At 62.2% G+C, this 20216-nt stretch carries 16 protein-coding genes; 13 read left to right on the top strand and 3 right to left on the bottom strand.

Going from position 1 to position 20216, the window contains the following annotated elements; all coding sequences use genetic code 11:
- Nucleotides 1-789: DMT family transporter (locus FEF26_RS13640; protein ID WP_138254092.1), on the bottom strand; the 789-nt coding region annotated here is incomplete at its 3' end.
- Here FEF26_RS13640 and FEF26_RS13635 point away from each other — a divergent pair.
- The gene (locus tag FEF26_RS13635) at nt 788-2203 is read left to right on the top strand and encodes an aminotransferase-like domain-containing protein (protein ID WP_138254091.1); all 1416 of its coding nucleotides are present in this window, start codon (nt 788-790) and stop codon (nt 2201-2203) included. The genes FEF26_RS13640 and FEF26_RS13635 overlap by 2 nt on opposite strands.
- Before the next feature lie 47 nt (nt 2204-2250).
- Here the strand turns inward: FEF26_RS13635 and FEF26_RS13630 are convergent, their stop codons facing one another.
- A complete protein-coding gene (locus tag FEF26_RS13630) occupies nt 2251-3654 on the bottom strand; it encodes a GntR family transcriptional regulator (RefSeq protein ID WP_138254090.1) in 1404 nt (467 codons plus the stop codon).
- Between the two features lie 125 nt (nt 3655-3779).
- Here FEF26_RS13630 and FEF26_RS13625 point away from each other — a divergent pair, with 125 nt between their 5' ends.
- The 12 genes from FEF26_RS13625 (at nt 3780) to FEF26_RS13570 (ending at nt 19378) form a co-directional block, all read left to right on the top strand.
- Nucleotides 3780-7319, top strand: a complete 3540-nt coding sequence (locus FEF26_RS13625) for a bifunctional proline dehydrogenase/L-glutamate gamma-semialdehyde dehydrogenase (protein WP_138254089.1) — start codon at nt 3780-3782, stop codon at nt 7317-7319.
- Between the two features lie 229 nt (nt 7320-7548).
- Nucleotides 7549-8193: an FMN-binding negative transcriptional regulator gene (locus FEF26_RS13620; RefSeq protein ID WP_138254088.1), complete on the top strand. Its 645-nt coding sequence runs from the start codon at nt 7549-7551 to the stop codon at nt 8191-8193.
- Complete coding sequence (locus tag FEF26_RS13615) at nt 8190-9671, top strand: amidohydrolase (protein WP_243730597.1); 1482 nt, start codon at nt 8190-8192, stop codon at nt 9669-9671. Before FEF26_RS13620 ends, FEF26_RS13615 begins: the two co-directional genes overlap by 4 nt.
- Nucleotides 9672-10070: 399 nt before the next feature.
- Entirely contained in the window at nt 10071-11141 is a 1071-nt protein-coding gene (locus FEF26_RS13610) for a FecCD family ABC transporter permease (RefSeq protein WP_208012933.1), read from the top strand.
- The gene (locus FEF26_RS13605) at nt 11138-12250 is read left to right on the top strand and encodes a FecCD family ABC transporter permease (RefSeq protein ID WP_138254087.1); all 1113 of its coding nucleotides are present in this window, start codon (nt 11138-11140) and stop codon (nt 12248-12250) included. Before FEF26_RS13610 ends, FEF26_RS13605 begins: the two co-directional genes overlap by 4 nt.
- Complete coding sequence (locus tag FEF26_RS13600; RefSeq protein WP_138254086.1) at nt 12247-13077, top strand: ABC transporter ATP-binding protein; 831 nt, start codon at nt 12247-12249, stop codon at nt 13075-13077. The genes FEF26_RS13605 and FEF26_RS13600 overlap by 4 nt, the downstream gene beginning before the upstream one ends.
- A 65-nt stretch (nt 13078-13142) precedes the next feature.
- Nucleotides 13143-14228, top strand: a complete 1086-nt coding sequence (locus FEF26_RS13595) for an ABC transporter substrate-binding protein (protein WP_166433045.1) — start codon at nt 13143-13145, stop codon at nt 14226-14228.
- Nucleotides 14228-15226: a siderophore-interacting protein gene (locus FEF26_RS13590; RefSeq protein WP_138254084.1), complete on the top strand. Its 999-nt coding sequence runs from the start codon at nt 14228-14230 to the stop codon at nt 15224-15226. The genes FEF26_RS13595 and FEF26_RS13590 overlap by 1 nt, the downstream gene beginning before the upstream one ends.
- Nucleotides 15227-15282: 56 nt before the next feature.
- Nucleotides 15283-16623 carry a 23S rRNA (adenine(2503)-C(2))-methyltransferase RlmN gene (rlmN, locus tag FEF26_RS13585; RefSeq protein WP_138254083.1) on the top strand — a complete coding sequence of 447 codons (1341 nt, stop codon included), beginning with the start codon at nt 15283-15285 and terminating at the stop codon, nt 16621-16623.
- 29 nt (nt 16624-16652) lie between these two features.
- Nucleotides 16653-17822 carry a pyridoxal phosphate-dependent aminotransferase gene (locus FEF26_RS13580; RefSeq protein ID WP_138254082.1) on the top strand — a complete coding sequence of 390 codons (1170 nt, stop codon included), beginning with the start codon at nt 16653-16655 and terminating at the stop codon, nt 17820-17822.
- 9 nt (nt 17823-17831) lie between these two features.
- A complete protein-coding gene (gene modA, locus FEF26_RS13575; RefSeq protein ID WP_138254081.1) occupies nt 17832-18584 on the top strand; it encodes a molybdate ABC transporter substrate-binding protein in 753 nt (250 codons plus the stop codon).
- Nucleotides 18584-19378 carry an ABC transporter permease gene (locus FEF26_RS13570; RefSeq protein WP_138254080.1) on the top strand — a complete coding sequence of 265 codons (795 nt, stop codon included), beginning with the start codon at nt 18584-18586 and terminating at the stop codon, nt 19376-19378. Before modA ends, FEF26_RS13570 begins: the two co-directional genes overlap by 1 nt.
- Here FEF26_RS13570 and FEF26_RS15790 read toward each other — a convergent pair.
- A partial coding sequence (locus tag FEF26_RS15790) for a hypothetical protein (RefSeq protein WP_208012932.1) occupies nt 19375-20216 on the bottom strand: 842 nt, incomplete at its 5' end. The genes FEF26_RS13570 and FEF26_RS15790 overlap by 4 nt on opposite strands.

Genomic DNA, 20216 nt, shown 5'->3' with positions numbered 1-20216 from the left:
GCTCACTGTGGAAACGGGGCCGATGCCGAGGCCTCGGTACCAGGCGAAGAACCCCAGAAACATTGACATCACACCGAGATACACAAAGGCTGCCCACTGTCCGCTGGTGCCCGTGGGAGGTGCGTTGACGGAAGCGAAAACTGCCAATGCAGTCATCACCGGAAGGCTGAGCACCAGCGACCATGAGATGGTCTGCCAAGCGCCTAGTTCTCGGGCCAACATGCCGCCTTCCGCGTAGCCGCAAGCAGCAGCGATGACTGCGGCCAAGAACAGCAGATCGGACCACGTCAGGCCGCTGATTCCCCCTCCATGGACAGCTGCGAAGATGACTGCCGCGATCGATCCGCCTACTGTCGCGGCCCAGAAGATGGCACCAGGACGCTCTCCGATGCGGATCACGGCGACCACTGCCGTCACCGCAGGGAGGGAGGCGATCACGACCGCACCGTGGCTGGCTGTGGACACTGTCAGCGCATAGGAGGTCAGCATGGGGAATCCGACAACGATTCCGGCGGCGACTACGGACAGACGCAGCCACTGCTTGGCTCCGGGTAACCGCTGCCGGGTGAACAGAAGAGCCAAGGTCGCCAAAACACCAGCCATGACTGCCCGTCCGCTGCCGACGAACAGAGCACCCAGACCGCCATCGGCCACTGCGATGCGAGTCAGGGGGACCGTCAAGGAGAATGTGGCCACGCCGATAAAGCCCCAGAGAATTCCCCGGGCCGGCGACTTCTCGTGAAGTAACGGAGAGCTCTTGCTGACGATAGCGCTACTATGTATTTTCATGAACCAGGATAGCAGTACGCGCATCACTCAAGATCTCACGCGCTGGGTTGAAGCAGCGACTCCAGGGGTTCAGTTGCCTAGTACACGCAGTCTGGTCGCGGAATATGGAGCAAGCCCTGTGACCGTCCAGAAGGTGCTGCGCGCTTTGGCGGCTCAGGGTCTGGTGGAGACGAGACCTGGGGTCGGCGCCTTCGTGCGCTCTGTGCGTTTAGCGCGCCCCCATGACTATTCCTGGCAGACCGCCGCGTTGGGGACCGGCCGCTCGAGGTCGCCGCAAATGGCCTCGGCCCTACGTGCTGCCCGCCCCGGCGCCATCGACCTCAGCTCAGGTTTTCCCGATCCCGATCTTCTTCCCGACCGGCTTATCCGTACCGCATTCACAAGGGCCTCGCGCAGCCGTGCTGTCCTGGCAGGACCCTCCCCAGCAGGTCTCCCTGACCTGCGTGCATGGTTCGCGGCAGAACTCGCACCCGGTGTGTCTGCATCGCTGACCCCGCCCACCGCCGACGACGTCATCATTTTCCCGGGCAGCCAGAGTGGTCTCAGCGCCGCATTCCGCTCACTGGCTGGATCAGGCGAGCCGCTCATTATGGAATCCCCCACCTATTGGGGAGCTATTCTCGCCGCGGCGCAGGCCAATGTTGAGATCGTGCCGATTCCGAGCTCTGCCCAAGGGCCAGATCCGGTGGATTTGGACCGGGCGTTCGCGGAGACGGGGGCGCGGGCCTTCTACGCTCAGCCAACATATGCCAATCCCACTGGAGCCCAATGGAGCGCACAACTCAGCGCTGACGTTTTGGAGACCGTTCGGCGCCACAAGGCATTCGTGATCGAGGATGACTGGGCTCACGACTTTGCGATTGACTCAGTTCCTCGCGCACTTGCTGCCGGTGACGATGCCGGTCATGTGGTGTACCTGCGTTCGTTGAGCAAGAGCGTTTCGCCAGCCGTTCGGGTCGCCGGTGTGGTGGCGCGCGGGCCGGTCAGAGACAGATTGATGCACGCCGCGCAGTCGGAATCGATCTACGTCAGTGGGATGTTGCAGGCTGTGGCGTTAGATGTGGTGACCCAGCCCGCTTGGAGAACCCATCTGAGGAACCTCAGTGAACAGCTTGGGTCGCGGCGCGACCTACTGCTTTCCAGCCTTCACGAGCACGCCCCGCAGCTCCACGTGGAGCACCGGCCCAAAGGGGCACTGAACCTCTGGGCTCGGCTACCTGACGGCACAGACGTGGGACAGTTTGTCCGCCAAGCGGAGGCCGGCGGGGTGAGTGTGGTCCCTGGTGATGAACTCTTCCCTGCCGAACCAGTCGCACCGCATATCCGTCTCACCTATGCCGGCTTGGACCCTGGTCATTACCCAAGTGCCGCCCGGGTGCTGGGGGAGGTTCTGCAGAATGCGGCGGTCTCCTGAATCAGGTCGTTGGCTTGAGGGAATCCTCCAACGGCAGCGGTGTGAGCTCAGTGGGACAAGCTGTCCCAAAGGGCGGCGTCGAAGGTGTCGGGCGCTACTGCCGACATGTGCCTGACCGCATTGTCCTGTTTGGTGCGCCATATTCGGACGGCATCTTTTGACCTGCCTTCGAGCACAGCAGACAAAATACGCCGATCATCGCTGACCAAACGGTCAGCAGCGGGGGAGTAGTCAAGCTGCAGCACGGAAATGAACATGCGCACCCGCAGGGTCAACGCATGGAAGCTCCGCGCGGACTGGGTCAGACCGGATGCCTCGGCAAGCTCCTGCTGAAAGCGCAGGTCCGCCTCGCCAGCGTCAACCCTGGAGCCCTGCCTAGCCACCGCTTCCAGCGCGCCGAGCGCCAACCGAGCCGGAAGGAGGCGGTGCTTGGGTTGGATCGCGCATGCGCGCAGTATCACCATCCCTACATGGAGCCTTGAGGCATAGAGATCTATGACATCAGCCCCAGTCAGCTGGGGAACACGGAAACCCCGGTCGTGAGCGACCAGCAGGCCATCGTCCGCCAGCTGCCGCATTCCGGTGCGTATAGTGCCCGAATCCAGTCCCAACCGGTCCGCCATCGCCGAGACGCTGATCCGGTCACCTGGGGCGAATCCCGAATCAGTCATCTCCTTCCGCAGCGCGATGGCGATCTGTTCGGTAGCGGAGAGTTCCACTCTCGGCAGCCAGCGGCTTCTTTCCGATCGACCGGGTGAGGGAAACTCTGCCACCGTGACTCGGTTTGAGTCAGAAGCTGAGGGATTTTCTCCGCCCGGATCAGACCCCCGAACCCACCGGACGCCATGCAACCCGTGACCCACTCGGGAAGCCAACCGCTGCAGCAACGGCGAAGGAACCGCCGCGGGGGCGGGTTCGCAGGCGGAGAGCAGGTTCGAGACTCGGGTGAGGAACCTCTCCCACGAACTTTCCCCCGGCACCCACGTCACTGTATGGCTGGCCTCCGGCGGGTCGTGAATCAGGCCCTTCGCCGGCGGCTCTGAGGACCAGGAGGCTGCCCCGGACACCCAGAGCGCGGCCATGACCGAGGCGGCGCGGCGTTCAAAGACACGAGGGCGCGGCGTCCCTAACGCGGTGACGGGCTGGAACCGAAGCGTGATGCAGGGGAACTCCACCCAGAACTCGACCAGGTGGAGGGGGCCACGCGCTTCTGCCTCATTTTCCGGACCTGCCGAAGCGCTCGCTGAGCGGTCCTCCACTATGGTTTCGGGATGCCGAATCCTGCTCACGGCTCGGGACGTCAAGCTCTGACTCAACCCGGTCAGCTCAGCAATGCTCCGGGTCGAGTATGCCGAGGTGCCCACACGGGGTCCGGCGGTCGCCAACACACTCGCCACAATGTCATCGGCCGTCTCTTGGACCCGTGGGCGTCCGCGATGAAGAGAGTCCATACGGGCTATTCTGGCCTACTTCTGACTCAAAAGGGAGGGTGTGGCGTCGTCGTACGTCTTCCCCCAACGGATGTGAGCTCCCACACTGGAGGAAGAGCAACAGGTGACCAGTTAAGGAGCGACCGATGGCCGAGAACATCCAGACCCGTGACGTGCGTGAAGAGTTGAGCGAGATCTCCGATGCTGCGGTGGCAAAAGTGCAGAAATGGCTGCAGAAGACCGAAGCCTCCGGAGTGAAGCCACACAAGTCTGCTGAGTTGCTCTCAGCAGTCCTCTCACATCCCACAGGGCTTGATTTCACGGTCGGGTTCGTCGACCGGGTGATTCGCACCGAGGATCCCAAAGCTGCAGCCAAGGCTCTTGGTGAACTCGGCGACCTCGCTCCGGAGACGCTCAGCTGGCTCGACCGCGCTCAGATTCAGGCCGGCTCCAAACTCGGTGAGCTGTTGCCTCACGTGGTGGTGCCAGCAGCACGCCAGCGGATGCGCTCCATGGTGGGCCATATGGTCGTCGATGCCCGCGATAAACAGTTCGGGCAGGCCGTGAAGCAGATCAAGAAGCAGGGAAACCGACTCAACATCAACCTCCTCGGTGAAGCTGTGCTCGGCGAGGACGAGGCCGGCAAACACCTGGACGACACCTACCGGATGCTGCGCCGCGCAGATGTGGACTACGTGTCCATCAAGGTCTCCTCCATCGCGTCACAGATCTCCATGTGGGGTTTCGAAGACACGGTGGACTATGTGGTCGAACGTCTCATCCCTCTGTACAAGGAGGCCGCGGAGGCTCCTGCGGGTTCCAAATTCATCAACCTTGACATGGAAGAGTACGGCGATCTCCGGCTGACGATCGCAGTGTTCAAACGTCTCCTCTCCGAACCGGAAATGAAGAACTATGAGGGCGGAATCGTCATCCAGGCCTATCTACCTGATGCGCTCTCCGCAGTCCAGGAGCTGGCCGGGTTCGCCAATGCCCGTGCTGATGCGGGGGGAGCCGGAATCAAGATCCGCCTGGTCAAAGGTGCCAACCTGGCCATGGAGCGGGTGCACGCTGATATCCACGACTGGCCGGTCGTCACGTGCGAATCCAAAGAAGCCACCGACGCCAACTACAAACTTGTACTGCATTGGCTGCTCACCGCAGAGCGGATGCGCGGAGTGCGCCTCGGCGTGGCCGGACACAACCTGTTCGATGTCGCCTTCGCCCACCTGTTGGGTGCTGAGCGCGGAGTGTCTGAGCGCTTGGAGTTTGAGATGCTGCAGGGCATGGCTGCCGAGCAGCAGGGCCCCATCAGTGAAGATGTGGGCCAGCTGTTGCTCTACGTGCCGGCAGTTCGGCCAGCCGAGTTCGATGTGGCCATCTCCTACCTGGTTCGCCGCCTGGAGGAGAATGCAGCCAGCGAGAACTTCATGTCCGGAATCTTCGAATTCTCCCCAGGTTCGGAGGTGTTCAAGCGGGAAGAGTCGCGCTTCCGCGCCTCCCTGGAAACCTTGGCAGAGTTGCTGGAAGAGTACGACGACGCCGCCCCCGCACCTGCCCATACGCAGGACAGGCTGGCTGAAGAGAACACCGAACCCGGAGACTACACCGCCGGGATCCCGCCGTTCGTCAACGAGCCCGACACCAACCCGGCCCTGGAAGCCAACCAGCGGTGGGCCGAACAGGTCGTCGCCCGAGCCACCCCCGAGTGGTTGGCCGAGCAGGCGCTACCCGAACAGCTGGGCATCGATGACGTTGACCCACTGGTCACCGGGATGCGTTCCGCAGCCGAGAAGTGGGCGGCAAGACCAGCTGCTGAGCGCGCCGCCATTCTCTACCGCGCTGCTGACATCATGGCCGCACGCCGCGGGCACCTCGCATCGATCGCCGCAGCGGAAGTAGGGAAGGCTGTGGCCCAGTCCGATCCCGAGATCTCAGAAGCCATCGACTTCATGCGCTACTACGCCCATTCAGGGCTCGCTCTGGAGAAGGTAGAACATGCTGAGTTCACCCCCGACAAGCTGGTGATGATCACGCCTCCATGGAACTTCCCGCTGGCGATCCCCGCCGGAGGCACCGTGGCCGCGCTCGCCGCAGGTGCTGCTGTGATCCACAAGCCATCGAACCCCACACCTCAGTGTTCTATGGCCATCCTTGAGTGCCTGTGGGACGCCGGTGTGCCACGTGAGGTGCTGCACGGCATCTACCCAGATGAGCGGGACACTGGACGCAAACTGATTTCTCACCAGGGAGTCGACCGCATTATTCTTACTGGCGCCTCAGAGACGGCTGCGATGTTCCGCTCCTGGAAGCCTGAGCTGAACATCAACGCCGAAACCTCCGGCAAGGACGCCATGGTCATCACCCCGGCAGCGGACCGGGACCTGGCCGTCGCCGATTTGGTGAACTCAGCCTTCGGCCACGCCGGCCAGAAATGCTCGGCTGCCTCCTTGGGAATCCTGGTCGGGAGCGTCTACACCTCGGAGCGCTTCCGCCGCCAGCTTGTCGATGCCGCTAGGTCGCTGATTGTTGATTGGCCCCAGAACCTCGCAGCGACCGTCGGGCCCCTGACGGAGATGCCCAGCGATAAGCTTCACCGGGCACTCACTACTTTGGAGCCGGGGGAGTCTTGGCTGTTGAAGCCTGAGCAGCTGGATGACACGGGCAAGCTCTGGAGCCCAGGTATCAAGACTGGGGTCAAGCCCGGCAGCTTCTTCCACCTGACTGAAGTTTTCGGGCCCGTCTTGGGTCTCATGGAAGCCAAGGACCTTGACGAAGCCATCGCCCTGCAGAATCAGGTGGGTTTCGGACTCACAGGCGGCATTCACTCGCTGGAAACGGAAGAAGTCACCCAGTGGCTGGATGAAGTCCAGGTGGGCAACGCCTACGTCAACAGAGGCATCACCGGGGCCATTGTTCAACGCCAGCCATTCGGCGGGTGGAAGGCCTCCTCCGTGGGGCTGGGCTCCAAAGCCGGTGGCCCAAACTACGTGATGCTGTTCGGCACCTGGAAAGACGCTCCGGCGCAGAATGCTGTGTCGGCTCCTCGGATTGAGAACCGAGCAGTCGCTCAGCTGGTGGACACCGTTCAGAGCAAGAAACTGCTCGCTGGTGCGGATTTGGACTGGCTGAAACTTGCCGTCGCTGATGATGCAGCCCACTGGCAGAGTGAGTTCGGTACCGCGAAGGACCGCACCGGTCTGCAGGCAGAAGCGAACATCTTCCGCTACCGGCCCGAGCGGGTCCTGCTGAGAGTCACTCAGGATGCTTCGGCTAAGGATGTTCTGCGCGCTGCTTCTGCGGCCCTGACTGCTGGAGCTGCGGTTGATGTCTCTGCAGCGCCGAAGCTCAGTAAGGACACCAAGTCTGCACTGAGTGCACTCAAGGATCTTGTCGGCAAGACATCCAAAGATCACGACGACGCCTTCGCAGCCAAGCTTGCCAATGGTCGCCATGACACCGCCGAGGGTGGGGTGAGGGTCCGTGTGATCGGCAGTCTGACGCAGAGTGTGCGCGAAGCTGTGGCGCACCGACCTGAGGTGGCTCTATTGGATGACCCGGTCACGGCATCGGGCCGGGTGGAGTTGCGCTACTGGGTCAAGGAGCAGTCCATTTCGATGACGCTGCACCGCTTCGGGAATCACTCGAAAGTATTCGGTGATCTCGCCCAGCAGCTGAAGCGCTAAGGATTGAGGCAGCTAACACTTCGGTACGTCCATGGAGGATCCTTCGGCGATACGCGCTGGGGGATTCTCCACTGTAGAGCGGGTCATCAAGGTCTCTTCAGATATGGGCCAGCCGCTGACGTCGAATCCACGCTGAGACTGTTTCTTCTCCTCGGAGAAACAATACTGGTGGGATCTTCTGGTCTTGCAGCACACGGTAAACGGCCCAAGGGCGTGGAATAGTTGACGGGTGCGCTACAACCCTGACTATGCCTGTGACGACGCTGCCGTCGCGAAAGACCTCATCCGGGAAAACCCTTGGGCTACCTTCATCAGCCACGTCCCTGAGGAAGGCCTCATCGCCAGTCACTACCCTGTGCTCCTGGATGAGGAAGCCGGCGGCGTCGTGCTGGTCTCACATGTGGGCCGCCCAGATGAGGTCAAGCACCAACTAGGTAGGCACCCGATGATGGTGATCGTAGAGGGCTCCCATGGCTATATCTCTCCCAGCTGGTATGGGTACCGGCCGAATGTGCCGACGTGGAACTTTGTGACAGCGCATCTGCATGGCACACCAGAGCTTCTTTCTGATCAGGAGAATCTGCAGGTACTTGACCGTCTTGTAGCGCATTTCGAGAAGGTGCTACCAGACCCGCATCTGCTGCATGCCACACAGGAGAACTCTGAGTATGCTCATCGGATCGTGCGCGGGACCGTAGGATTCCGGTTGAAGGTCGAGCGGATCGAGGGAAAAGAGAAGATGAATCAGGACAAACCGCCGGAATCGATGAGGAACATCATTCGCAACCTGAAAGCAGCCGGACCGTACCAGAACCTGGCACTGGCTGAACGGATGGAGCGGGTCAACGCCGATGTTCTGAGGGGAAGCCTGTGACGGAACCGCTTTTCATACAGAACCTTCGTAAGCCTTCCGAAGGTGGCGACGAAGCTCCCATGGTTGATGTTCTGGTCCACAACGGCACTGTTCAGGACATCACCCCGGCAGGAGGAAAACCGCCCCGCGGCGCTGAAACGCGAGACGCTCAGGGACGCTGGATCCTCCCAGGCCTCTGGGACAATCATGTGCACTTTGCTCAGTGGGTCATCCAACAGCAAAGGTTGGACCTCACCTCGACCTCAAGCGCAGCAGAGTGTCTAGCCCTCGTACGTAAGGCCCTTCCTCACCAGCAGCGGGGTCCCCTTGTGGGATACGGGTTCCGGGACGGGCTTTGGCCGGATCTCCCCACGGCCGAAGCTCTGGACGATGCTGCGGGAACATTCCCCGTTGTCCTCATCTCAGCGGATCTCCACTGTGCGTGGGTCAATACGGCCGCCCAGCGCTATCTCGAAATCACTGCAGATGCTGATGGGCTCATCCGTGAAGAGGCCTGGTTCGCAGTCCTAGAGAAAGTGCAGAATCCCGCCGAACTGACCAGTGCTGACTACGGCTTCGTGGCGCGAACGGCCGCCCAGCGAGGAGTAGTGGGCGTCGTCGAATTTGAAACCACGGACAACATTGCCCTCTGGCCTCGCCGAGTTGCTGACGGAGTGGACTCGCTGCGAGTCGAAGTGGCGGTGTGGCCAGACCGGCTTCATGGGGCCATCCAAGCGGGTGTAAAAACCGGCGACCCCCTCGATGAGCGCGGACTGATCACCATGGGGCCGCTGAAGGTCGTCGTTGATGGTTCGCTCAATACTCGCACCGCCTGGTGTTGGGACCCCTACCCAGGCGTGGACCCGCACCATCCGCATGCTTGTGGTGCAGAAACCGTGCCGATCCACGAACTTGAAAAGCTGATGCGCTCAGCTCGCGACGCCGGGCTCAACGCAGCCATTCACGCCATTGGGGACCGGGCAAACACCGCAGTGCTCGACACCTTCGAATCCCTGGGCATGACCGGAGTGATCGAACACGCTCAGCTCCTGCGGCACTGCGACGTTCCGCGATTTGCGGAGTTGGGGCTTGCCGCCAGTGTGCAGCCGGAGCACGCCATGGACGACCGAGACGTCGCCGACGCCTACTGGGCCGGAAGAACAGGCCGCGCATTCGCACTGAGGTCACTGAACGAGGCTGGGGTGCCGCTTCACCTCGGCTCAGATGCGCCGGTTGCACCGCTAGATCCCTGGTGTGCCATGGCCTCTGCTGTGCACCGAAGTCGCGGCGACCGCGAGCCCTGGCACCCTGAGCAGAGCATCGATCTGAAGGCAGCGCTGGGCGCCTCCGCACGCGGACGTGACTCTGTGAGGGTGGGCGACCCTGCAGACCTGATCGTGGTGGAGCGCGACCCCTACCGTTGCACGAGGGATGAGCTGCGTCATATGCCGGTGGCAGCAACGCTGCTGGGCGGAAGGTTCACCTGGTCTGATCTTTAGTCGTTAGCATCACACCGCCGTGGTGATCGCCGTTTTCGGGGACTGCCCTGGGTCTCCAGCCGGGAGAGCACGTCCTTGTCCTCTGCCAAGTAAGCCGTTCCGCTGACACGTTTGGTCATCCAGGACTTTGGCGAACCCTATGTAGTCCCCTCTCGGAGAGGCATCTGCGGTGCCATCAGCATGAGTGGTGGGGCAGAGACAGTCTGTGACGTGCATGTGTCACTCACTCACGAGGACGGGTGTTGAGGTGTATCAGGTTCAGTGCGTTGAAGGCACTGCGCAGCTTGCTTCTGCATTCATATAGGCCTACCTTAGTTCAGTTGTATGCATTTCGCTATGCTTATGTTGTTTAATGACCGCGCTTCCAGCAGTGCCATGCTCACCCCATGAGGAGCCTCCGTGAGTGTCCAGACCGTCTATCAGGAGCTGCAGCCCGCCCAGCGGGTCGGCTCTCCTGGGCGACGGTGCACTCTCATCATCCTGGTGGGTTTGGTCCTGCTGATAGGCCTTTGCTGGATCAGTCTCTTCACCGGCTCCGGGAGTATTCCCGCGCACCGCGTGCTCAGCACCCTCAGCAGCTGGGCCGCCGGTGATCTCCCTTCAGGCGCCCGGGACACCACCGAGCTGCTCATTCTGGAGCGACGGTTGCCGCGCACCGTATTAGCCGTCATGGTCGGGGCCGGCCTTGGCGCAGCCGGCGTGGTGATGCAGGCTATGACTCGCAACCCTCTTGCGGATCCGGGACTCCTCGGTGTCAACGCCGGGGCGTACACCGCCGTGGTGTTCGGATCAGCCGCTATGGGGGTCACCGTAGGTGCCGCCCATGTGTGGCTTGCCGTAGTGGGTGCACTGATCGTGGCAGTGAGCGTCTACGTCATCGGGACCAGTGGCGCCATGGGCGGCAACCCGGCTAAGTTGGTCCTCACCGGAGTGGCTATCGGGGCGTTGCTCTCCGGCATCAGTTTTGCTGTGACCCTGCTGCAGCCGGAAGTTTTTGACCGTGTGAGATTCTGGTCCGCGGGTTCCCTCCAAGGGCGCAGTATTGACGAGCTCAGTGCTGTGCTGCCGTTCCTGGCAGTGGGCCTGTTCATTGCGCTACTGCTACCCCGAGCGCTCAACGCATTAGCTTTGGGTGACGACGCCGCAGTGGCCCTCGGAGCCCGCCCTGGGGTGACACGACTTGCAGGACTTGCTGCTGTGACCCTTCTCTGTGGCGCGGCAACGGCCGCTGCTGGGCCCCTTTCCTTCATCGGGCTGATGGTGCCGCATGCTTTGCGCATGCTGAGTGGTCCAGACCACCGCTGGCTGATCCCGTTGAGCCTGCTTGCGGCTCCCGTCCTAGTGCTCACCGCTGACATCCTCGCCCGAGTCGTCGTTGCAGCCGAACTTCCCGCCGGAGTCGTCACCGCTTTCCTCGGTGCGCCAGTGCTGATCTGGCTCACCCGCCGTAAGGCGGTGAAGAACCGGTGACAACGGCAACCACCGCAAACCAGCGTTCCGCCCAAACCGGTCACGTTCAACGGAACACTGTGCTGTTCCGTCCCGGCGTGCGTCCGGTGCGGATCAGCGGGTTCAGCACTACGTTTGATGTCCGCACGATCCTGATCACAGCCGCCCTTGTGGTGGCGGCCCTGGCCGTGGCCTGGTGGAACATGATCAGCGGTTCGGCGGGCATCACAGCAACTGACACCCTGGGTGCCCTGCTGGGTGGGGCCGATGAGGGCACCTCTCGCGTAGTCCTCGAATGGCGAGCCCCACGAGTGGTCTTCACTCTTCTTGGAGGTGCCGCTCTCGCCGTGGCTGGAGCAGTGTTCCAGTCCCAAACCCGCAATCCCTTGGGAAGTCCGGACATTATTGGCTTCTCCACCGGTGCGTACACGGGTGCACTCCTCGTTGCGTCTTTTGGTTTCACCGGACTGCTCGCTACTCCGCTGGCGGCGGTGGCCGGCGGCCTGGCCACTGGTGTGTTGGTCTACCTGCTCGCTTGGAAAGGTGGTGTGTCGGGGCTGCGCATCATCATTGTGGGGATCGGGGTGAGCATCTTCCTCGGGTCCTTCAACACCTATCTGATGACAGTGCTGGACCTGGAGATTGCGATGTCGGTGGCCACCTGGGGTGCCGGCTCTGTCAATGACATCACCTGGGCGCACGTGTTGCCCTTGCTGGCAATCCTGCTGCTCACTTTCCCGGTGATGTTGTCACAGGCTCGGAACATGCACCTGATGGAAATGGGTGACGACGCCGCCGCGGGACTGGGCATCCGATTGGAGCGTGTCCGTCTGGTGCAGTTCACCTGCGGGATCCTCTTGGTCGCGGTCGTCACTGCTGCTGCGGGTCCCATCGCCTTCGTAGCGCTTGTGGCACCCCAACTGGCGCTGCGACTGACCGGGGCATCATCTGTCCAGCTCCTCCCGGCAGCAGCCATGGGTGCACTTCTCCTGACCACATCTGATGCCATCGCCCGGGCGGAGTTCCTCCCCGCGAGCCTCCCGGTCGGTGTCATCACCCTCATCCTAGGAGGCGGCTACCTGGTGTGGCTGCTGGTGAGCCTGGGACGATCACGAAAGGCCAGCACATGACGGCACTGCACACCGACCCAAGGCTCGACTCCGCGCAGGCGGCACATCGGCTAGCTGCCCAGGAGGTCACCGCCGGCTACGACGCCCGAACAGTTCTGCGTGATTTGAGCCTCCACGTCCCCGAAGGCTCATTCACTGTCATCATCGGCCCCAACGCCTGCGGCAAGACCACCCTGCTGCGCAGTCTTGCCCGCCTCGTTCGCCCCGAGGCCGGGCATGTGCTCCTCGACGGCTCAGCCATCACGTCCATGCCCACTAAGCAGCTCGCCCGAACCGTGGGGCTGCTTCCCCAAACCTCTGTGGCGCCGGAAGGCATCACCGTGGCGGATCTAGTCGCCCGCGGCCGTCACCCGCATCAAAGCCTGCTCAAACGCTGGGGTCATGAGGACGAATCTGCGGTGCGTCACGCTCTCGACGTCACGGGAACCTCCAAACTCTCCACTCGTGCTGTCGACGAGCTCTCCGGCGGCCAGCGCCAGCGAACCTGGATTGCCATGGCTCTGGCTCAGCAGACGCCCATCCTGCTCCTCGACGAACCCACCACTTACTTGGATATCGCCCATCAGATTGAGGTCCTGGAACTCTGCACCCAGCTGAGGAAACAGGGACGGACCCTGGTCGCGGTGCTGCACGATCTCAACCATGCGCTGCGCTACGCCACCCACCTGGTTGCCATGCGCGACGGAGAAATCATGGCTCAGGGACATCCCGAACAGATCGGCACGGCCGAACTCGTTCAGGAGGTCTTTGGCGTCGCCGCACGAGTCATCGCTGACCCCGAGACTGGCCGCCCTTTGGTCATTCCGAAAGCACCACCTGAACGGTAAGAATTCCACCCAAGCCATCGCATGACACCTGGCACATCACGAGCCACCACCTTGAAGGAGAACTTTTGAAAAGCCCCCTACTGAATCTCACCGCTGTCTTCGCCGCCTCCGCGCTAGCGTTGACCGCCTGCGGTGACACCGCAGATAACGACGACGCCAACGGCGCCGAAGACACCGGTACAGAGGCCACTGACGCTGAAGAGACCGATGCGGAAGCCACTGACGAAGACAACGGTGAAGACGATGGCATCCTCGCCGTCGTCGACCACAAATACGGTCCCACGGAAGTTCCGGAGCCAGAGGACGGCGAATTGAGTGTTGTGGCACTGGGTTGGTCTGATGCTGAGGTCGCCCTCGCGCTCGGTGTTGAACCCATCGCCATCCAGGACTGGCTAGGCTTCGGTGAAGAGAACCACGGTGTGGGGCCATGGGCTACAGATCTCGTCTCCGGAGAACCAGACGTCATCCCGCGTGCTGATGCTGAACTCGACTATGAGCTCATCCAGAGTCTGAACCCGGACGTGATCCTCAACGTCAACTCCGGGTATGACGAAGAAGAGTACAACCGGCTCAATGAGATCGCCCCGACCATCTCGGGTCCTGAAGATGCCGCGAACTTCAACCCCGGTTGGGAGGCTCAGACACAGTTGGTCGCCGATGCCCTGGGGCTCTCAGAAGATGGTGAAGAACTCATCGCCCAGACACAGCAGAGCATCGACGATGCAAGAGACGCTCACCCGGAGTTCGACGGCTTGGAAGCCGTGACCGGTTCCAAATTTGATGCGGCATACGGCCTTCACACTCAAGGTGACATGCGCTGGGACATCCTAGAGCTGCTTGGTTTCGACATGTATGGCCCCGCAGCAGACATCGCTGACCCTGAGAACTTCTACGCCGATGTGTCTGAAGAACAAGTTGAGATCTTCGATGCTGACATCGCAGTGCTGTTCCCCATCGGTTACACAGTCGAAGAACTCGCAGCAGACCCACTGCTGGCCTCGCTTGACGTAGTCGAAGAGGACCGAGCTGTCCTGCTTGACGACAGTGAGCCACTGGTTCAGGCCTTCAGCGCCGGAAGTCCGCTGAGCATTGAAGTTGTTCTCGACGAGCTCACCCCGCAGCTCGCAGAGGCAGTGGAGAACTTGGACTGATGCAGGTCACCGCAGTTCGCCCAGCCACCCGCGCCTATCTCACAACTGTGGCGCGGGTGGACAGGCTGTCACCGAACTATCTTCGTGTCACCGTCACCGCACCGGATCTCGGACACTTCGGCCCTCCGGGCTCGTCCGAGTCACCGGCTGCTTGGGACCAGCGCATCAAGTTGTTCCTGCCCAGGCCTGATGGCGGCTACCCCGAGATTGGCCTCTTCAATGATCCGCCTGCTCCAGTGATGGAGTGGTACAACACATGGCGTCAGCTCGAGGACCACCTGCGCAATCCGATCCGCACCTACACCGTGCGGAGCATTCGGACCCAGTCGTGTGAGGTGGACATCGATTTTGTCCTTCATGTGGAGGAGGACGGGACCTCAGGGCCAGCAGCCGCTTGGGCTATGTCCGCCCGAGCGGGCGATGAGCTGGTCATCATCGGCCCCGACCGGCGTTCTGAGCAGCCAGGCGGTGGAATCGACTTCACTCCTGGCACCGCACGGGACCTTGTGCTTGCCGGTGACGAGACCGCAGTTCCTGCCATCTGCTCGATCCTGGAGTCCCTTCCTGAGACTTACCACGGGGAGGCCTATCTGGAAGTGCCCACCAGTGAGGATGTGCTGGAGGTCGCTTCGCGATCCAGCGTTCGAGTTCACTGGTTACCTCGGGACGGCGCGCCCATGGGAACAGTTCTGAGCCCGGCCGTTCACGAGTGGGGATCGCGGCGAGTGACAATCTTCGCCGCTCGGCGGGCCACCTGGGAGCCAGGTGCGACTTCAGTGGGTGCGCTGACCGGTGCCCCGCAGGAGCTTCCTGAGGTTGATGAGGATTCCGTTCTGTGGGAAACCTCAGCACCAGAGGGCTTCCGAGAATACGCCTGGTTGGCCGGCGAGGCCGGGGTCATCACAGGTTTGCGCCGACACCTGGTCAAAGACGTTGGTCTGAGCCGTAAACAGGTCTCGTTCATGGGGTACTGGAGGCACGGCAGGCCCGGGGCCTAGCGCGCACTCACACCCAGGAAGTCCCATCCTGTCTGCCACGTGGGAGAATAGGTGAGATGTCTGAAAATAAAGGTGCTGCCGCGTCGTCGTCCTCTGGTTCCCGCCCCCAAGTTCGTCCCAAAGCTGAAGGGTGGAGCCAGCCCCTGGACGCAGAGGGCCGCCCCAAGCTGCAGTTCGCGCAGCCCAAGCGGATCAAGCAGCCTCCCAAGCACTTAGCGGACCTCACCCTGCGGGAGCGTCAGGGCTGGGCCAAAGAGCAAGGGCTGCCGAGTTTCCGCGCCAAACAGCTCAGCGTCCACTACTTTCAGCATTACACCTCAGACCCGTCCCTGATGACCGACCTGCCGGCTGAGAGCCGGGAGCAGATCGTCGCAGAGTTCCTGCCGCCGCTGCTCACCCAGGTGCGCAGGCTCACCACGGACGACGGCGCCACCATCAAATTCCTGTGGCGGCTGTTCGACGGTGCCCTGGTGGAATCGGTACTCATGCGGTACAAGTCCCGCATCACCCTGTGTATTTCCAGCCAGTGCGGCTGCGGAATGAACTGTCCTTTCTGCGCGACTGGTCAGAACGGCCTGACGCGCAATATGTCCACCGCCGAGATAGTGGACCAAATCGTGCAGGCCAACCGTGTCATCGCCGCAGGGGACTTGGACGCGCCGACTGCCCAGGAGATCGCCGAGGAATCCGACCATGCAGGGCTTGGTGAGGAGACGGACTTCGCCGACTCCGAGATCTCACCGGTGAAACAGGGCCAAGCCGGCTCAACGCAGCCGACAGCAGCCGGCCCGCAGCGGGTCTCCAATATTGTCTTCATGGGCATGGGGGAGCCGCTGGCCAACTATAAGCGCGTCATGAACGCAGTCCGGCGGATGATCGACCCCGCACCGGAGGGCCTAGGTATGAGCGCGCGGGGGATCACCATCTCCACGGTCGGGCTGGTTCCTGCTATCCGGAAACTTGCAGATGAGAACCTGCCGATTACCTTCGCGCTGAGCCTGCACGCCCCGGACGATGAGTTGCGCGATGAGCTGATTCCAGTCAATTCCCGGTGGAAAGCCGACGAGGCCATCGACGCCGCCCGCTACTACTACGAGACCACCGGTCGACGCGTTTCCATCGAGTACGCGCTGATCAAGAACATGAACGACCACCCGTGGCGGGCAGAGCTACTGGCCAAGAAACTCAACGCCCGCGGGCGGGGATGGGTGCACGTCAATCCGATCCCGCTCAATCCCACACCCAACTCGGTGTGGACTTCCTCAGAGCCTGCAGCCATGCAGGAGTTCATAGACCGGCTCAACGACGCCGGGGTCCCCACCACGCTCCGCGACACTAGGGGCAAAGAGATCGACGGCGCCTGCGGCCAGCTCGCCGCAGCGGATGAACAGAGCTGACGCGCAATCAGCAGACGTAAGGTGGAGGGATGAAACCATCGCGGCGCTCTGAAGTCCCCGGCTTCGAGGTGATGAGCATCCTTGCCGAGATCGAACGCCTCCGCTCGTCCGGTCGGGATATCGTCTCCTTGACCGCAGGTGAACCCGGCTCAGGCGCCCCACCTGCGGTGAACGCAACAGCAGCCCAAGTGCATGCTGACAACACCGTACTGAACTACTCGCCGGCCTTCGGGATCGCGCCGCTGCGCCAAGGGTTGGCCGAGCACTACCAGAAGTGGTATGGCGTTGATGTTCCGGCGGAACGGATCGCAGTCACCACCGGATCCTCTGGTGCGTTCGTGTTGAGCTTCCTGGCAGCCTTCGATCACGGAGACCGGGTGGCACTGGCTCGTCCCGGCTACCCGGCGTACCGGAACATTCTGAGCAGCCTTGGAGTCGAGGTGGTGGACTTAGATTGCGGCCCGGACGTCAGATTCCAACCGACCCCCGAGCAGCTTGACGAAGAAGTCGCAGCGAACGGGCCACTGCGCGGGCTGATGGTGGCGTCTCCGGCGAATCCCACCGGCACAATGGTCGACCGCGATCAGCTCACCGGCCTGGCCCACTGGTGCCGAAGCAATGACGTCCAGCTCATCTCCGACGAGATTTACCACGGCATCACCTTCGCGCACCCGGGTATCAGCGCTTTGGAGGTCGACGACGACGCCGTGGTGATTTCCTCCTTCTCCAAATACTGGGGAATGCCAGGATGGCGTTTGGGCTGGGCAGTTCTTCCTGATCACTTGGTTGACCCGGTCTCCCGGCTGGCCGGAAATGTGGCGCTGTGTCCGCCCCACGGATCCCAGATCGCCGCCGTGGAGGCCTTCACAGATGAGTCGATGAGGTTCGCCGCTTTACAGCTGGATGACTACGCCGCAGCCCGCGCCCTGGTCCTCGACGCCCTTCCCTCCCTGGGGTGGGCCAATGCAGCACCTGCAGATGGTGCCTTCTACGTATACGCCCATATTGGGGAGCACCTTCAACGCCACGGAGACTCCCCCGCGTACGCGGAGGCTCTACTTCATGAGGCATCTGTGGCAGTGGTTCCGGGGACTGACTTCGATCCGGTCAACGGGCATGAATGGGTGCGGCTCAGCCTCGCACCAGGATCTGCGACAGTTGCAGAGGGTGTGGCCAGAATCAGAGGCTTCCATGCATGAGCCGCGCACATGAAAGGCCGGAGCCCACTGCTGATCAGCGCCGCGGCAGTCTCCGCAGCACTGCTGGGCGGGTGCGCTGAGCAAGACAACACGCTCACGGTCTTCGCCGCCGCCTCACTCCATGAACCGTTCCAGCAGATAGGTGAGGGCTTCTCCGAAGAGACCGGTATTGAGGTGGCATTCAACACCGCAGGATCCTCAGGCCTGGTCGACCAATTGGAGAACGGAGCACCGGGGGACGTGTTGGCCACGGCAGACGAGACCTCTATGAATCGCGCCGAACGTGCCGGACTTCTAGCCAAGGCACCTGTGGTCTTCGCCCAGAACTACATGGTGATCGTCACCCCGGACGGCAACCCTGCCGGAATCGGTGATATCGCAGATTTGGCGGAACTGACCACAGTGAGCCTCTGCGCACCCCAGGTGCCCTGCGGTGCCGCAGCGTCGCGGCTTCTTGCCGACGGAGGAGTAGAGCTCAGCCCTGCCGCTGAGGAGCTTTCCGTGACCGATGTGCTTGGAAGGGTCCGCGCCGGAGAGGCAGATGCGGGGTTGGTCTACACCACTTCCGCACAACAGGCGGGCGATGACGTTGAGGTCATCACCATCGACGGCGCCGTAGCAGATCCCAATAGCTACCCAGCGACCGTGTTGGAAGCAGCGCGCTACCCGGAGGAAGCGCAGCTCTTTGTGGAGTACCTCTTGTCAGCAGAGGCCCAGCAGGTGCTCGCCGATGCCGGCTTTTCCCGCGTAGAAGGGCTCTGATGGCTATATCTGCTGCCGCGCCTCCTCGGTGGGTGTTGCTTCCGGCACTATTGGGGACGCTGTTGATTCTGCTGCCGGTCGCTGCGATGCTCACCCGGCCGAACTGGGCTGAGCTGCCTTCACTGTTGACGTCAGAGGCGGCGCTCGCCGCTCTGGGCCTGAGCGTGTGGACGGCGCTGGCAGCTACGCTGCTTTGTCTCCTGCTGGGGGTGCCACTGGCGTTGCTGCTGGCCAACGCTCGTTTTCGCGGTCTCACCGTGGTGCGGTCGGTGGTGCTGCTGCCACTGGTGCTTCCGCCCGTGGTGGGCGGGCTCGCGCTGCTGTACACCTTTGGACGACAGGGACTACTTGGTGGCACCTTCGAACTGCTCGGAGTCCAGGTCGCCTATTCGTCTCTCGCGGTCGTCCTAGCCCAAACATTCGTGGCAATGCCTTTCCTGGTCGTCAGCGTGGAAACAGCGGTGCGCGGATTGGACCGGGATGTGCTCGACGCCGCCGCGGTGGATGGTGCCGGACGGACAGGAATTCTGCGTCACATTACGATGCCGCTGATCCTTCCCGGCCTGATCTCTGGAGCCGTGCTGGCTTTCGCTCGCAGCCTGGGGGAGTTCGGCGCCACACTTGCATTCGCCGGCAGCGTTCAGGGAGTGACCCGCACAGTGCCGCTGGAGATATATCTGCAGCGTGAGACTGATCCAGACGCCGCGATAGCGTTGTCTCTTCTGCTTATCGTCGTCGCAGTGGTGGTGATTTCCCTAGCCTATGGGCGTGGCGCCAGGGTGGCCGAGCGTTAGAGGCAGAGTCCGTCATCAGCCACCCCGCGCTGACAGATGAGTGTCCGCTCAACCTGCACGAGTTCATAGTCGCCATTGACTCTCTCCACAGTGATGAAGAGGCGCTCTCCGGCCAAGGAATCGTCAAGATAACCGGTCACATCAGCGCGGTAGAAGGTTTCACCATGATCCTCAGGAGAGCTGATCAGGGCCCAATCCGGGCCGGCCGGTTCTCCCTCTTCGTCGATCATCTCTTCTTCCGGGCCGATCACGCGCTCGGCTACGGATTCGACGATCACCTCGCTCTGCTCAGCGGCTGGGACCTCGTCGAGGTACTCCTGGGTGACGTCTTGGGTTTCCCCAAAGTAGAAGAGCCCGCTGCCATGGCCCAGCTGCCCGGACTCTACCCAGCCGTAGCCGTCTGCAAGGATGATCTCCGTCCAGCTGCCCTGCTTTTCATCATCTGGGTGGTGGCGTTCTCGTCCGGCGAGTTCCACCGCGTCGAGAGGGCCGAGCTCACCGACTGTGTCGGATTCACGGCTCGGGGCGGCGTGCACCAGCAGCGGCCCGTCCTGCGGCGCGAAGCCCGCGGCGCCCACCTCGGCTCCTTCCTCCGAGTGGAACATTTCTGTCTCTTCGCCATGGATGGACTCATCGAGCTCTTCAGACTCCATTCGCTCAGCACCACCGGGTGGGAGAGAACTGTCCTCAGCGTCCACGTCCTCATCATCGTCTTGCCCGGTGGAGTCCTCCTCAGGAGGCTCCTCGGTGACGGTCTCGGTGGTGGTGGGCCTAGTGGTCTGTCTCAGTTTTGGTTTGCCTGTTCGTTGAGGCTGGTTCGTGCTCGGGCGACTTTGTC

The organism is Nesterenkonia salmonea, from assembly GCF_005771525.1.
Classification (GTDB): Bacteria; Actinomycetota; Actinomycetes; order Actinomycetales; family Micrococcaceae; genus Nesterenkonia; species Nesterenkonia salmonea.
The sequence above is the reverse complement of the archived record's forward strand: the minus strand, read 5'-3'. Positions and strand labels throughout refer to the sequence as shown.